General features: G+C 43.8%; 15 protein-coding genes. 8 read left to right on the forward strand and 7 right to left on the reverse strand.

Going from position 1 to position 14,404, the window contains the following annotated elements:
* Positions 1 to 249 precede the first annotated feature (249 nt).
* Together SporoP17a_RS10760 and SporoP17a_RS10765 are read left to right on the forward strand one after the other, a co-directional pair.
* Entirely contained in the window at positions 250 to 1,329 is a 1,080-nt protein-coding gene (locus tag SporoP17a_RS10760; RefSeq protein ID WP_083034635.1) for an AI-2E family transporter, read from the forward strand.
* Between the two features lie 98 nt (positions 1,330 to 1,427).
* Positions 1,428 to 1,706, forward strand: coding sequence for a hypothetical protein (locus tag SporoP17a_RS10765; RefSeq protein WP_083034636.1), 279 nt, complete (start codon positions 1,428 to 1,430; stop codon positions 1,704 to 1,706).
* A gap of 36 nt (positions 1,707 to 1,742) precedes the next feature.
* On the opposite strand, the gene SporoP17a_RS10770 is transcribed toward SporoP17a_RS10765, so the two are convergent.
* On the reverse strand, positions 1,743 to 2,450 hold the full coding sequence (locus SporoP17a_RS10770) for a hypothetical protein (RefSeq protein ID WP_083034637.1): 708 nt from the start codon (positions 2,448 to 2,450) through the stop codon (positions 1,743 to 1,745).
* A 107-nt stretch (positions 2,451 to 2,557) separates the two neighbouring features.
* Here SporoP17a_RS10770 and SporoP17a_RS10775 point away from each other — a divergent pair, with 107 nt between their 5' ends.
* From SporoP17a_RS10775 to SporoP17a_RS10790, 4 genes are all read left to right on the forward strand, one after another.
* A complete protein-coding gene (locus SporoP17a_RS10775; protein ID WP_083034638.1) occupies positions 2,558 to 3,376 on the forward strand; it encodes an ABC transporter permease in 819 nt (272 codons plus the stop codon).
* A 5-nt stretch (positions 3,377 to 3,381) separates the two neighbouring features.
* A complete protein-coding gene (locus SporoP17a_RS10780) occupies positions 3,382 to 4,161 on the forward strand; it encodes an ABC transporter ATP-binding protein (protein ID WP_083034639.1) in 780 nt (259 codons plus the stop codon).
* A 32-nt stretch (positions 4,162 to 4,193) separates the two neighbouring features.
* Positions 4,194 to 5,264 (forward strand): ABC transporter substrate-binding protein, encoded by a 1,071-nt coding sequence (locus tag SporoP17a_RS10785; RefSeq protein WP_083036037.1) that lies wholly within the window; start codon positions 4,194 to 4,196, stop codon positions 5,262 to 5,264.
* 275 nt (positions 5,265 to 5,539) lie between these two features.
* The gene (locus SporoP17a_RS10790) at positions 5,540 to 6,433 is read left to right on the forward strand and encodes a DMT family transporter (protein ID WP_083034640.1); all 894 of its coding nucleotides are present in this window, start codon (positions 5,540 to 5,542) and stop codon (positions 6,431 to 6,433) included.
* Positions 6,434 to 6,481: 48 nt separating this feature from the next.
* Here the strand turns inward: SporoP17a_RS10790 and SporoP17a_RS10795 are convergent, their stop codons facing one another.
* The 4 genes from SporoP17a_RS10795 to hutG all read right to left on the reverse strand — a co-directional run bounded on the left by SporoP17a_RS10795 (position 6,482) and on the right by hutG (position 11,405).
* Positions 6,482 to 7,435: a DMT family transporter gene (locus tag SporoP17a_RS10795; protein ID WP_083034641.1), complete on the reverse strand. Its 954-nt coding sequence runs from the start codon at positions 7,433 to 7,435 to the stop codon at positions 6,482 to 6,484.
* 4 nt (positions 7,436 to 7,439) lie between these two features.
* Positions 7,440 to 8,666: a peptidase T gene (gene pepT, locus SporoP17a_RS10800; RefSeq protein ID WP_083034642.1), complete on the reverse strand. Its 1,227-nt coding sequence runs from the start codon at positions 8,664 to 8,666 to the stop codon at positions 7,440 to 7,442.
* Positions 8,667 to 9,258: 592 nt separating this feature from the next.
* Positions 9,259 to 10,449 (reverse strand): sodium/glutamate symporter, encoded by a 1,191-nt coding sequence (gene gltS, locus SporoP17a_RS10805; RefSeq protein WP_083034643.1) that lies wholly within the window; start codon positions 10,447 to 10,449, stop codon positions 9,259 to 9,261.
* Positions 10,446 to 11,405 (reverse strand): formimidoylglutamase, encoded by a 960-nt coding sequence (hutG, locus tag SporoP17a_RS10810; RefSeq protein ID WP_083034644.1) that lies wholly within the window; start codon positions 11,403 to 11,405, stop codon positions 10,446 to 10,448. The genes gltS and hutG overlap by 4 nt, the downstream gene beginning before the upstream one ends.
* A 113-nt stretch (positions 11,406 to 11,518) precedes the next feature.
* Between hutG and SporoP17a_RS10815 the strand changes: the two genes are divergently transcribed.
* Together SporoP17a_RS10815 and SporoP17a_RS10820 are read left to right on the forward strand one after the other, a co-directional pair.
* Positions 11,519 to 12,439 carry a LysR family transcriptional regulator gene (locus SporoP17a_RS10815; RefSeq protein WP_083034645.1) on the forward strand — a complete coding sequence of 307 codons (921 nt, stop codon included), beginning with the start codon at positions 11,519 to 11,521 and terminating at the stop codon, positions 12,437 to 12,439.
* Entirely contained in the window at positions 12,432 to 13,319 is an 888-nt protein-coding gene (locus SporoP17a_RS10820; RefSeq protein ID WP_083034646.1) for a DMT family transporter, read from the forward strand. The genes SporoP17a_RS10815 and SporoP17a_RS10820 overlap by 8 nt, the downstream gene beginning before the upstream one ends.
* Here the strand turns inward: SporoP17a_RS10820 and SporoP17a_RS10825 are convergent.
* A complete protein-coding gene (locus tag SporoP17a_RS10825) occupies positions 13,302 to 13,958 on the reverse strand; it encodes a LysR substrate-binding domain-containing protein (RefSeq protein WP_167693414.1) in 657 nt (218 codons plus the stop codon). The genes SporoP17a_RS10820 and SporoP17a_RS10825 overlap by 18 nt on opposite strands.
* A gap of 107 nt (positions 13,959 to 14,065) precedes the next feature.
* Positions 14,066 to 14,287, reverse strand: a complete 222-nt coding sequence (locus SporoP17a_RS10830; protein WP_029053955.1) for a DUF2187 family protein — start codon at positions 14,285 to 14,287, stop codon at positions 14,066 to 14,068.
* Positions 14,288 to 14,404 lie beyond the last annotated feature (117 nt).

The raw sequence follows: 14,404 nt of genomic DNA on the forward strand, positions 1-14,404 counted from the left end.
CCCTTCGTTTCTATGTTGTATTTCTTGAAGAGTTGCAATCTTCCAAGACAGAACCATTTTACCGACTAAATTCGACTAGGACAAGAGGAATTAAGACTTTTTCGCATAGTTAGACAATTATTGTTACAATACAGTGTAAAAATGAAGTTTTATTGTATAGCAAAAGGTGAAGAAGATTTTCGACATGGAGGATGCAACCGCGTATAATAAAGCTAACTATATAAATTAAACTAGAAAGGAAGTGAGCATTTGACGAAAAAGGTTTGGTTCCAGGTAGGTGTCGGTATATTATTGGCATTGTTAATCACGAAATTCTTTTTAGAAGTAAATTATATATTTAGACCGGTTGGAGTTATTTTACAAACGATTATCATGCCTTTAATCTTCGGAGGACTGCTTTATTACATAACGGTACCGATCCAGCAATACTTGGAAAAGAAGAATATGCCAAGATGGGGAAGTATTATAACGATTATGCTCATACTTGTAGCCGTTATTTGGATATTGGTCGCAATCATCGGACCGATGGTGACGAAACAAGTGAATAATTTGGTGGACAATGGGCCAGCTCTCACCCATCAACTCGAGCAACTGAAAGATAAAGCGATCAATCAAAAGGATAATCTACCAGAAGGATTGCAGGATTCCTTGAATTCAGCAGTCGATTCCGTCCAACAGTTTGCGGTAACATTTGGTAAATGGTTCGTGCAATTTGTACAAACATTCGTCCAAGCGGTAGCTTTATTGTTACTTGTACCGTTCTTCTTCTTCTTTATGTTGAAGGATCATGAAAAACTTGCTCCGAAAATTTATAATATTTTTTCTGGTAAGCGACGCATTTGGATCAAGAAGACGTTGGAAGATATTGACCAAGTTTTACGTTCTTATATTCAAGGACAGTTATTAATTAGTGCGATTTTAGCGGTAATTATTTTTATTGGTTACTCTATCATCGGACTTCAGTATGCTTTACTACTAGCCATTCTCGCATTATTCATGAATATCATTCCATTTATCGGACCGTGGATTGCGGTGGCTCCAGCTTTAATCATTGCCTATTTACAAGAACCTAAATTAGTAATTTGGGTCGGAGTCGTTACGCTAGTTGCGCAGCAAATCGATAGTAATTTAATTACGCCGAACGTTATGGGGAAATCACTCGATGTTCATCCACTTACAATCATTACCGTATTATTAGTGGCCGGAAGTCTTGCAGGATTCCTTGGGATTTTGGTTGCTGTGCCTGCTTATGCAGTTGGCAAAGTGATTGTGCAAAATATCTATGAAATGCGTAATGAAATAAGTGAAGCCGCCACGAAGAATGTATAGCGATAGAACTGATCTCCTAGTTTTGTAACTAGGAGGTTTTACGATGGATGAATAAAGCAAAACTACACATCCTAACGAAAACGAAAGGGTGTTAGTCAATGCTGACGGAATTTCCGGTTATTCACACCAATGTATGGGACGCCATGTGGGGTGTTCCAGTTGTTTTGTTCGTGGTATTAATCGTCAAATGGATTTTTAAATTGCCACCTAGTTGGCTTTCAACAGTAGCCACAGTAGTCGCGCTCGCGCTTTCCGTATTCATCAGTCATCCAAAGAATTGGTCTGCCGGAATTTTTATGGGTTTTTTTTATAGTGGTGCGGCAATGGGGATTATCTATTCGACTAAACAATCCTATTATGCGTATCGCAAACGTTAAAAACAGGCCTTCGCATAATGAGCGAAAGCCTGTTTTTCATAGTAATGGACAAAAACCGCAACGTATCAACCCAGGTACATCTTTAGAAAAACAACAAGTTTTGCGAACCGTCGTATTCAACAAAGCGGATGGTTCGGCGCCGTTTAAATAGCTTGCGAAACGAGAGTGATCAGCGATACCCGTCCATGTGGTATCGTTTTTTAGCGTCTCTAAATCCTCTCTTGCTTCCATCTCCGATCCTGGGTCGGATAATAATACATGATATTGCCAGAGCCAGAAACCGAAGATATTTTCCCATAAGGTAAGAGGAGATATGGATACCGCGCTACGCAATGAGGTAATCACTGCATGTGCATCATCCAGCACACGTTTAATATGTGCGTGTCTGTTTTCGTCATCAATCAGTTCCCAGTCTGCGCCATCTACAAATAGGCTAATCGTTTTATTACCGAACTCCTCCCGTGCACCGAACTGTAGATTTTCTGCCGATCCATTCCACATTTCGTCGTATGCGGCTAAATTATAGAGCTGCATGGCGAAAAACATACCCAGTCGACGTACGAAGAACGAGGTCGCGACAACTTCATTCGGACTTTGGCTGACCGTCTGGGCAACTTGGACGACACTCTGTACCTTTGAAGAATCCAGTACGTCCGCTAGCGTGAAGACGGGATGTGTGGGCTGTTCCAAGTACACACTGTAACTATTCAATTCTCTGATTTGGTCTGATGTAAGTGTAGTCATATCTTCAGTATAATCAAACTACTTTGCGGAAACAACCCGAACGTGATGCCTGCCCAACCAGTTTACTAGGCCTTTACATACAATAGGCAGTGAAGAGGTGGTGAAGAGTGGAGACTCATGAATTAGCTCGTAATGAATCATTTGAGGTGGAGCAAAGGGAATGGAAGTTGCGGCAACGCAAAGAACGCGGCAAGCAATTGCTGACGATTGTGTCGCCGGTATTCCTGTTGGTGCTATGGGAAGTGATGTCGAGAACGGGTATTTTAGATATTCGCTTTTTCCCGCCGCCTAGTACGATTGTGCAAACCTTTTATGACATGATTGTGAGCGGCGTGATGGCGAAACATGTTGGTGTCTCATTGTATCGGATTTTCATCGGATTTTTAGCAGGTGTTATTCCGGGTATTATCGTTGGTTTATTGATGGGGTTATACTCTCCAATCCGGCATTTCGTGCAACCGATCGTTATGGCGCTTATGCCGATTCCGACATTGGCATTATTGCCGATCATTATTATTTTATTCGGAATTGGAGATTTGTCGAAGGTCGTGACAATTGCAGGAAGTGTGTTTTTCCCAGTTGTCATCAATACGGCGGCGGGTGTATTAAATATCGATAAAATTTATTTGGATGTTGCCAATAATTATCAAACGAGCCAGTGGAACTTCTTCTTTAAAATCGCTCTTCCTGGTGCACTGCCTGTTATGCTCGAAGGAATCCAGATGGGGCAGGCAATTGCACTATTGACGATTGTGGCGGCAGAGATGATGGGAGCGACTTCTGGGATCGGTTATTTGATATGGACGTCCTATAAAGCCTTCTTATTACCCGAAATGTATGTGGGATTAATACTCATCTCCTTTTTTGGTTATTTATTCTCGCTTATACTGCGTGCGCTTCAAAATAAACTACTACCATGGAGGTGAAGGAAATGAAGGGGAAGCCAAAGATCACGGTGGATGGACTAATGAAAGCTTTTTACAAGAAACAGGGGAGTGTCATTGCGCTCGAAGATATATCCCTAACAGTGGATGAAGGGGAATTTGTTTGTCTTGTTGGACCGAGTGGATGCGGCAAAACGACACTGTTACGTATTTTGGCAGGACTTGAACAGCCGAGTGTCGGGAGTTTCACCATTGCGACAGAAACGAATGATCGTCCGTTGCAATCGATGGTATTCCAGGAACGTGGTGTCATTCCGTGGCTGACGGTACGCGAAAATGTGGCCTTCGGGTTGAAGATGCGTGACTTACCAAAAGCATTCATTAATGATCGAACGGACTATTACTTGAAGAAGACGGGATTGGAACGTTTCGCTTCTTTATACCCAAAGGAATTGTCTGGCGGAATGAAGCAACGGGTGAGTATTGCGAGGGCTTTTGCAAATGACCCGGAGATTTTATTGATGGATGAACCGTTTGGTGCACTTGATGAACAAAACCGCTTTATTTTGCAGGAAGAATTGCTGAGTATTTGGGCCGAAACGAAAAAGACGGTGTTGTTCATTACACATAGTATTGATGAAGCGTTATTGCTTAGTGATCGGATTTTATTGATGGGGGCTCAACCAGGGAAAATCATCGAAGAAATTATTATTGATAAACCGAGGCCGAGAAAGATGGAGGATGTCCGAAAAGATCCTGAAATGGCAGCAAAATTCATCGAGATCTGGCATCACTTACAAGAGGAAGTACAGAAATCTAGAGAATAAATGATAAAAGGAGAGATGATGTGGGGAAATGGATGAAGAAGGCAGGATTATTTAGCCTATTATCGGTCGTCTTGATGATGGGGGCATGTTCTCCAAAAGAAGTTGCGAAGCCTGTAACGAATGACGGCAAGCCGGCGTCAGGAGATTTGGCGCCACTTGAGAAACAAGCGAAGGTATTTATAGCAGAAGATGGGGCTGCTTCTGGAGCTGGTTTCTATATTGCGAAAGAAAAGGGCTATTTTGAAGACTACAATATCCGTGTAGACTTTGCGGACTTTGCAAACAGCGATGACATGTTGCCTGCACTAGCTGCCGGTGAAGTGGATATCGCGGGTGGCGTTTCTACTGCATCATTCTTTAACGCGATTGCGCAAGGAATTGACGTACGGATCATCGCGGATAAAGGTCATAATATGCCCGGCAAGTCTTATTTCAGTTTCGTCATCGGTAATCATATGGTCGATGAAATTAAGGAGTACAGCGACTTTAAAGGAAAGAAAATCGCAGTATCGTCTCGCAACTCGATCGATGGATATATCTATGAAGAGATGCTGAAGCATGCTGGCTTGACAGAAGAGGATGTAGAATATGTGCATATCGCGGACTTCGGCGCAATGCTTGGAGCGATTGATTCAGGTACGATTGATGCAGCATTGAATATTGAGCCGCTTATCGCGCAAGGTATCCATCAAGGTTTTCACGTGCGTTTTGGTGACGCTACCGATTATGCACCTGAATCGCAGATCGCTATGGTGTTGGCTTCACCGCAGTTCATGGCGAATAAAGAACTTTCGTTACGCTTTATGGCAGCCTATCTAAAAGGGGTACGTGACTATAATGACGCGTTCTTTAAAAATAAAGGTAAAGAAGAGATTATAGATATCATGGTGAAACACACGGCGCTAAAAGATCCTGAGTTATGGGAGAGAGTGTCTGTAACGGGGCTCGATCCGAACGGTAAGATGTTTATTGACGACATTAAGAAGCAGTATGAGATGTACAAAGCGAACGGCGCGATACGTGGTGAGATTGACTTCGATAAGTCTGTTGATCCGTCACTTGTCGAGCGTGCGATTAAAGAGATTGGAGTATACGAGGATTGATAGTTGGTGGAGCTGTCGGAGAAGTCATGATGTTTGTGACTTCTGGCGATGGCTTCATTTTTTGCTCTGGAAAGGCTGTTGGGGTAGGGATTGGCGTGTAGGAGGGGGCGCGTTCCTGAGGGCCTGCGGCGAGCCAACTGTTCGCTAGTGCAAAGATACGTTCCTCACACATCATTTTCACTGACGAAAGGCGGAATTCTCTATGAATTTGGCTATAATCTGACAAAAAACATGCTAAAATAATAGGACTGATTAGTGGAAGTATGGTGAGGGACATGAGGAAATACATAGGTGAGATTGGGTTGACGATCACCGCTATTATTTGGGGGAGCGGCTTTGTGATGAGCGCACTCGCCTTGGAGTATTACACGCCGTATCAAATATTGGCCGTACGTTTTACAATAGGGGCGCTATTACTTAGTGTCGTTTTCCATAAACGGCTGCTTCGGGTGGACAAGTCGGTACTATGGAAAGGTGCATTGCTAGGTGTATTGTTGTATGCAGCATTTGCTTTGCAAACGGTAGGCTTGCAGTTTACGACTCCTTCGAAAAATGCTTTTTTAACTGGTGTCAATGTAGTGATGGTCCCGTTTATCGCACTCATTTTATATAAGCGGAAGCTGGATACCTTTGAATTGTTTGGCGCGGTATTGGCATTGATTGGAGTGGCGGTTTTATCATTGCAGTGGTCCACCTCTATTAACATTGGCGATATGCTGACGCTCGGTTGTGCTGTGATGTTCGCGTTTCATATTTTCTACACGGCACGATTTGTCCGCACAGAAGATGCGATCTTGCTGACGTTATTGCAAATGGTTGCCGCCGCTGCGATCAGTTGGGTGACCGTTATTGGGATGGGCGAGATGTCATTCTCCATGGAACCAAAAGGTTTGAGTTCGGTGCTATACTTAGCTGTATTCTCTACGACTCTGGCATTCTTGATGCAGACAGTTGGACAAAAGCACTTGTCAGAAACGAAAGCGGCCATTATATTATCGACGGAATCAGTTTGGGGTATGATTTTCTCTGTAGCCCTTGCCTATGAACTGTTGACGTTCCGTATGTTCTTAGGTGCACTCATTATCTTCATTGCCATTTTATTATCCGAAGTTAGACCGCAACTGTTGAAAAAACGCATTTTGCCACAAGTACGAAAGCGTGAAATTTGAAAAAGGGTTGTCCAACGAGTCATTAACTGACCTGAGGACAACCCTTTTCTATACATTCTTTGCAGCTAATGAAGTTTGATAGCTATGCAATGACATGCCTCCGATAATGACCAGCACACCGACTAATGAAAGAGCGCTTGGTACTGGCAAGCTAAGCAATAGTATCTCTCCGAGCATGGCGAAAATTAATTCGACGGATTGCGTAGCTTCGACTGCTGCCAGTTTTCCTTGATCATGCTGCACCATATCCGTTGCCATGAAGAATAGTGAAGTGGCGATCACGCCTGAACTGACTGAGACAATTAATGATTGCACGACTTGGCTCATAGAGGGCAAGCCGACAGTTGCTGTTGCATACATCGCCAGCAGTAACCAAATCGGTATCGTCATCAGGGTCATCGCTAGTACACGCTGGAACATATCGAGCCGTCCCCCGACTAGATTCATCATTTTTCGATTGCCGAGTGGATAGGAGAACGCAGCTATGACAAGCGGCAAGGTACCAAGGAGAATCGTTTTCGTCGATACGCTCCCTGCATGTGGAATCTGGATCAGCACAACCCCGACTAAGATGACCAAAGAAATAACCAATGATGCAGCGGGAATACGGTGACGAATCGTGCGTATTTCGCCGTCTTCTGTTTTGGCTTGGAACGTGAAGAAGGGCGCTAGCAACACTCCAGCCACGATGGTCATCTGCCAGGTTCCTGCAACGAGCCACCCTGGACTATAACCAGCAGAAAACGTCAGAGGACCGTAAAACAGCACGAATGCTACGCAACTCCAGATGAAAAATGGCCAAGGTGCCGCAGTCATCTCCCGTTTGACGCTAGACAGGCCACCGCGCATGGCTACGATGATCACTAGGAACGGTACCATGAAGAAATAACGCAAGGATGCACTCCACATCCAGCTACCACCGTCCAGTTCCATCGACCGGTTCAGCACAAAAGTCACCGCGAAAAAGAGTGCAGACAATATGCCGATTCCAATTGCTTTCATGCGTTTAACCGCGTTGCTCTTGAAGTTTTAGCGCTTCAATAATGACTTGTGTAGCTTTCACCATATTGTCTGCTGAGATAAATTCGTACTTACCGTGGTAATTTTCACCGCCTGTGAAGATGTTTGGCGTTGGCATTCCCATGTAGGAAAGTTGTGAACCATCCGTACCACCACGAATCGGTGCAATTTTTGGTTCAATATCGAGACTACGATAAACCTCTTCCATTACGTCAACAATTTCCATGACAGGCGTAATCTTCTCGCCCATATTGAAGTACTGATCTGTAACCGTCAGTTCTACCGTATGTTCACCGTGCTTTTCTTTTAGATGTGCAGCAGTATCTTGTAAGAGTTGTTTGCGGGATTCAAAAGAGTTTTTGTCAAAGTCACGAATAATGTATTGATAAGTAGTTTTTTCTACGGAACCATTCGCTTCCATTAAATGAATGAAGCCTTCATAGTTCTCTGTTTCTTGTGGGATGTCATGTTCCGGCATAGCTTGATGGAACTCTGCCGCGATCAATAGAGAGTTGACCATTTTACCTTTTGCAGTTCCAGGATGCACATTCGTTCCGTGAAACGTTACTTCTGCGCCTGCCGCGTTGAAGCTCTCATACTGAAGTTCTCCAAGCGGACCGCCATCCATCGTGTAGGCGAAATCGGCACCGAATCGTTCTACATCAAACTTATGCGGGCCGCGTCCGATTTCTTCGTCAGGTGTGAAGCCGATACGTACTTTGCCGTGTTTGATTTCGGGGTGTTCAACTAAGTAATGCATAGCTGTCATAATTTCCGCGATCCCGGCTTTATCGTCAGCACCTAATAATGTCGTGCCATCCGTCGTGATCAACGTGTGGCCTACGTAGTTGTTGAGCTCAGGGAATGCTTGCACGCTCATGAGGGTAGTTTCATTCAATGAAATGTCTTTACCGTCATAGTCGTCGATGCGTTGCGGTTTGACGTTTGTCCCTGTATAGTCAGTCGCCGTGTCAACATGGGCTAGGAAACCGACTGTAGGCAGTTGTTTGTCGGTGTTAGCCGGTAATGTGCCGAATAGATAGCCGTTTTCATCAACTGAAATTTCTTCGAGACCGATGTCGGCCATTTCTTTTTCGAGCACACGCAGTAGGTCCCACTGTTTTGCAGTAGACGGTGTCGTGTCCGAAGAAGCATCGGATTGAGTATCAATTTTAGCGTAGCGGATAAGTCGTTCGATCAGTTCTTCTTTCATGTAGCAGGCTCCTCTCAAGATACGAATTAATGCTTTCATTTTAACAGAGCTGTATGAATATTTCGCTTAAAAAGAAAAAAAGAACCGAAATTTTCGGTTCTTGGAAATGGTGTAGGGTGAATTACTGTTAGGGTTGGGAATTGGCGCTACGGAGGGGACGCTTTCTAGAGGGCCCGCGGTGAGCCAACTGTTCGCTGCGCTCTCTTAGTTGTCTCACCTGATCGGGCTGATCCTCCCAGAGTCGCCCCTCCTACGCGCCAATCCCTAACAATCAGAGCGGGTGATACGTATTGAAGTCAATGAAATAAGTGTTGTAACTGGTTCTGTACTTTAACTTTAATAAGTTGAAACACAACAATAATTGAGACACTACCTACAATGAGCGATATAAGTACCTCCACTAGGTAAGTAGGATTGAAGCGGAAGTTGGGGGCGACTCCTGGGGAATCAGAGTGATCTTGAGACCCTGGACTGAACGAAGTGAGGGAAGCGGCTCAAGATTGCTCCCCCGGAAAGCGTCCCCCAACTGGAGCTTTAATCCTCACGCACTCACTAATTAGCTTACATTTTTAAAGCGTTTAATTTACGACCATCAATTAAATATGTTAATCGTAGTGATGATGATCGGCATCGAGACGACGTCTATGAGGAAGGCGCCTACGATAGGAACGATCAAGAAGGCCTTGCGTGACGGACCATAACGTCCTGTAACGGCTGCCATGTTCGCCATCGCGTTAGGTGTCGCACCTAAGCTGTGGCCTGCGAAACCAGCAATCATAACCGCTGCGTCGTAATCCTTACCGAGCAAGCGGAACAGGATGAAGATCGCAAACAATGCAACGAAGACTACTTGTACCAAGACAATCAGCAACAATGGAAGCGCCAAATCCGCAACTTCCCACAGCTTGATGCTCATTAACGCCATCGATAAGAAAATACCAAGTGATACGTCGCCAATCACGTTGATGCTCGTCATATGAACCGCATCTTCCTTCACGCGGTCCACAATGTTTCGTACAATCACTGCAACAAACATTGCGCCTACGTAACCAGGCATGACGAAACCAGTAGCGCTAGAGAACAGATCCCCAATCAACGTACCGCCTGCGATACAAAGTGTAATCAATAACGTTTGTATTAGGAAGTTATCGGTGTTGATTGGTTTTTCAAAGGATTCCACAGAATACGCTTCTCCATGTTCGACTTCCGTAGATTTTAAATTATATTTATTGACCAAGTATTTCACGATAGGACCGCCGATGAGACCGCCTGCTACGAGTCCGAAAGTAGCTGCCGCAATACCGATGGATAATGCAGAATCAATTCCAAGACTTTCTAACGTTTCCCCGTAAGCAGTAGCACCTCCATGCCCGCCTTCCATGGAGACAGCTCCAGCCATCATACCGATCAACGGATGCAGACCAAATATGTAGGACATGGAAACCCCTATAGCGTTTTGAGCCAGTGCTAAGAAACCACAAGCTGCCCAGTAGATCATCAATAGTTTTCCGCCCAGACGGATTAAGCGGAAACTAGCGCCAAGACCGACTGTTGTGAAAAACGTCAGCATAAATAAGTTTTGCAAAGAAGTGTCCAATGTAAAACTCAGTAAATTGAAGTACTTTAAAATAGTCGCTAAAATTGCGAACAGTAAACCGCCGACAACAGGGGCAGGGATACAGAATTTCTGGAGAAAGCCGACTTTACGGACTAACATCGTACCCAGTGTTAGGAGAGCTAACGCTAAAAATAGCGTAGTGATTTGATTTAGCTCAATTGTCATGTGTTTCGACCTCCCAGCAATGCAAAGATTGCTTCATTTGTAAGATAAGCCCCGAGCTTAACCGTTTGATTATGATGGTCAAGTGACGGATTGATTTCGGAAATGTCGAATGAAAGAGTTTTCTTATGCGATGCAACAGTTTGTATGAAAGAGCGTACAATCAACGGATCCAATCCGAAGGGAGACGGCGCACTGACACCTGGAGCAAACGCAGAGTTCAAGACATCCGAGCATAATGTTAACAAAATAGCGTCCTGTTTTTCAATGAATAACTGTATTTTTTGTAATGTATCGTCTAAAGGACTTGTCGTAATCTGTTGTTCTGTGACATATGTCACGCCTTTTGCATCGGCTTCCGCGAACAATGCGTCCGTATTGCCGAATTCTTGAATCCCCAGCACGAGGTAATCCACATTCGGATCAGCGTCAAGCATCTGCTTGAACATCGTGCCTGAAGAAGGTTGTTCATCGTAGCCACGCAAATCGAAATGAGCGTCAATATTTATGACACCAAGTTTCGCGTCAGGACCAAGAAAGTCTCGAACTCCTGTATAATGACCGTAAGCGGTTTCATGTCCACCGCCTAAAATGACAGGCTTCGTATGATACTGAAGGCTCTTTTGAACGACTGCACCTAATTCAGCTTGCGCTTGTTCTAGCTGATCGTCTTCACACACGACAGTCCCTATATCAACTAGCTGACAGTTAGCAGGCAAGCGCCAAGGTAGTTTCGCTAGTTCGTTACGTAATGCATTCGGTCCTTCTGCAGCACCGAGACGGCCGTTATTTCGACGTACACCTTCTTCGGAAGAAAATCCGATGAGAGTACAAGTTTTATTGGTAGCGCTTTCTTTTAATTCGGAAAATTGGATGATTTGATGCATTCGGAAGGAAGCTCTGTCGGTCTCGTGATCAGTACGACCTGTCCAGTATTTTTCATTTGATGGAACTAACAATATACTTCACCCTTTCCAACGTGATATTCTTACTATACTGGTTTGTACTTATTAATTCTAATACATGTTTTTCATATACTTATGCATTCGGGTTATAAATGGAGGTGAGATTAATGGAATTCAAGCAATTGCAGTATTTTGTCATGGTAGTGCAACAGTCGAGCTTTTCTGAAGCGGCTAAAAAACTTCATCTTTCACAGCCTTCACTCAGTAAAGCGATCAAGAACTTGGAGTCTGAAGTAGGATTTCAGTTACTTGAACGAACGACCAAACGTGTCCAATTAACGGAATCGGGTAGAGTGATTTATGAACGCGCATTGCAGATTCTCCATGAGGCAGATATTTTACAGCAAGAAATTAAAGAAGTGAAGTGGACAGGCAGTGGAAGTGTGCAGATCGGTATGATTGAATCGGTGAAAAATTGGCTTCCTTCTATATTATTAGCGCACCGTCAAGAGTTTCCATCGATGCATGTGAAGTTAATAGAGGTGTTAGGCCGCGGAGATGTTGAACGAGCGCTCCGTCAGTACGCTGTCCATGTTTGTTTAACCAATCAATTTATAGAAGCTTCGGATATCGTCACGATACCTTTATATCAAGAGCAGTTAGCGGTTATTATGCATCCCGAACATCGTCTGGCCAGCAAAGATTCAATTACGCTAGCCGACCTAGAAGAAGAGACGTTTATTGTCACGAGTGTTGGGCTGCAAACTAGACAAGATATTTTTGCTGCGTTTGCTGAAGAAGGAGTGCGCATGAATATATGTTACGAAGTTGAGCGCTTTGAAACGATTGTAGAGCTTGTACGAGAGAATATTGGAATTTCAATTATTCCGCAAAAATATTTTGCGCATCAATCCGATCCAACCCTCGTAATTAAAACGACAAATTCGAAGACGTTGACACGCACAGTGTATCTCACTTATTTGGAAAAACGTTATATGCCACCAGCTATTAAGGTGTTGATCGGTAGTATGCAAATGCAGCGTGACTCTTCTATGAACTGGAAAGAAGGGGGAGAACTAGATGAATAAGTTTTTATTCGGTATGTTAGTTGTCATCACGACTGCTTTAATGGGATCGTCATTTGCTATTGGGAAAATCGGGTTGGAATACTCTTCACCGTTGTTGCTAGTCGCATTGCGCTTCACTATTGCAGGAGCCATCATGGCGGTAGTTGTGAAGATTATGAAAAAGCCACACCCTAAAACATTTGGAGAGTGGAAGTGGCTTGTGCTGATCGGCTCATTGCAGACCGCTGCAGTGATGGGGTGTATTTTTATAGCGCTTCGCACGATTACGTCAGGTGAAACGTCGATTTTAACATTTACAAACCCATTGCTTGTTGTGGTCATCGGAACACTAGTACTGAAAATTCGTTACCGCTTGCAACAGTGGGTTGGTGTGATCTGTGGTTTGTTTGGGGTATTTATTACAATGGGCGGTCATTTGGATTGGAAAATTGGTACGGTGTTAGGGTTTTTATCGGCAGTAGCGTGGGCTTGCGCGACGTTGCTTGTCAAAGTACATGGCTATCGTTTTGATACATGGGTGATGACTGCTTATCAGATGTTATTTGGCGGATTGATCTTATTTTTAGCGAGTTATGTACTCGAGGAACCATTTTTCGTAGCGAATCCATTGTCATTGGCGATTTTGGGATGGCTTGCGATTGCCGCTTCCATTGTGCAGTTTTCTATTTGGTTTTATTTATTGCAAACAGGAAATCCCGAAAGAACGAGTGCATTTCTATTTTTGGCACCGTTCTTCGGGACATTGTCGGGATGGGTTCTGTTGGACGAAAAGTTATCTATGTCATTAATTTTAGGGGGCATGCTCATCAGTTTGGGAATATTCCTCGTGAACTGGCGCAGCAAACGAGAGTTGAATAAAGGACTAGTTGACTTGCCATAGACGACAATAGGCTTCGAGTTCACTGAGAAATGCTTGTACTTCGTTGGTGTTAGAATAGGTTCCTGTATAAAACGTACGTTGAATAGGTGTAACTTTATAATGGAGTACGGTGAGTTCACCTGTTGCTAGTTCATGTTTGCAACTATGGCGCGATAAAATGGCAATACCTAGTCCACTCAGAACGGCTTGTTTGATACTTTCCGGCGAGTCCATTATAGTGGGTTTTGCTTGTACTCCGTATTGTTGAAGAGCTTGATCAATCAACGAACGGCTAGGATCTTCCGTATCTGGCAAAATCCAATGCGTATTTTGCAAATCCAGAATCGACGAGCTTTTTTTATGTGCGAGCGGATGCGTAGCAGAAGCAAAGAGTAACAGTTCGTCTTGCATAAATGCTTTTGACAATGGTAAGTTGTCTAGTTCACTGCAACCGATATCGGCCTTTTTGCTTTTGAGTAAGCGCAAAATGTTAGAAGGTGAAGCAGTCGTCAGTTCCAGTCGCATGTCGGGGTATTTCGCATGTAGTCGAGTGAGAACGTCGGGTAGAACAGCTTGCGAAATAACCGGTGAAGCGGCAATGCGTAAAGTGCCTTTGAGTGCTGTGGTTTGTGTGAATTCTGCGTTTGTACGATTGGTCAACTTCATCATCTCCAATGCGTGTTTTTATAGTAAATATCCTACTAGTATGACTTGTTTTTGTGTGAAAAAATAGCCTTGCATTAATCTGCAAGGCATCGAACGTGCAATTATAGAACTGTGTAATTTTTGTGTGCAACGACAGTCATGTTGGAAGCTGCTCCAATGTTTTCTGCGTCTTCTTCAGAAATTTTCACAATGACGGAGTTTTCGAGAATCTTGTGTATGGTTCCGGAAACTTCATGTTCATTACGGTTGAAAGATATGACTTCGTCTACATACCGTGATGCTACAAAATCAGAAACTGGACGATCTTTTCGTGGGAATGCCAATCGAATCAACTCCTTCAGTAGTATGGAATCTAATTTGTCGTAATTTGTCATTAACGCTAGACGAAAAGTACGTACAATAGCTTACTAGAACTAGTATAACACATTTTGAGAAATTAA

This window comes from Sporosarcina ureae, from assembly GCF_002082015.1.
Taxonomy (GTDB): domain Bacteria; phylum Bacillota; class Bacilli; order Bacillales_A; family Planococcaceae; genus Sporosarcina; species Sporosarcina ureae_A.

Bases quoted from the DNA above. Each gene is read 5' to 3' on its own strand.
- SporoP17a_RS10765 (WP_083034636.1), top strand. From the start codon at position 1,428: ATGCTGACGGAATTTCCGGTTATTCACACCAATGTATGGGACGCCATG.
- SporoP17a_RS10795 (WP_083034641.1), bottom strand. From the start codon at position 7,435: ATGAAAGCAATTGGAATCGGCATATTGTCTGCACTCTTTTTCGCGGTG.
- SporoP17a_RS10815 (WP_083034645.1), top strand. From the start codon at position 11,519: ATGGAATTCAAGCAATTGCAGTATTTTGTCATGGTAGTGCAACAGTCG.
- SporoP17a_RS10820 (WP_083034646.1), top strand. From the start codon at position 12,432: ATGAATAAGTTTTTATTCGGTATGTTAGTTGTCATCACGACTGCTTTA.
- gltS (WP_083034643.1), bottom strand. From the start codon at position 10,449: ATGACAATTGAGCTAAATCAAATCACTACGCTATTTTTAGCGTTAGCT.
- SporoP17a_RS10770 (WP_083034637.1), bottom strand. From the start codon at position 2,450: ATGACTACACTTACATCAGACCAAATCAGAGAATTGAATAGTTACAGT.
- pepT (WP_083034642.1), bottom strand. From the start codon at position 8,666: ATGAAAGAAGAACTGATCGAACGACTTATCCGCTACGCTAAAATTGAT.
- SporoP17a_RS10780 (WP_083034639.1), top strand. From the start codon at position 3,382: ATGAAGGGGAAGCCAAAGATCACGGTGGATGGACTAATGAAAGCTTTT.
- SporoP17a_RS10785 (WP_083036037.1), top strand. From the start codon at position 4,194: ATGAAGAAGGCAGGATTATTTAGCCTATTATCGGTCGTCTTGATGATG.
- SporoP17a_RS10790 (WP_083034640.1), top strand. From the start codon at position 5,540: ATGAGGAAATACATAGGTGAGATTGGGTTGACGATCACCGCTATTATT.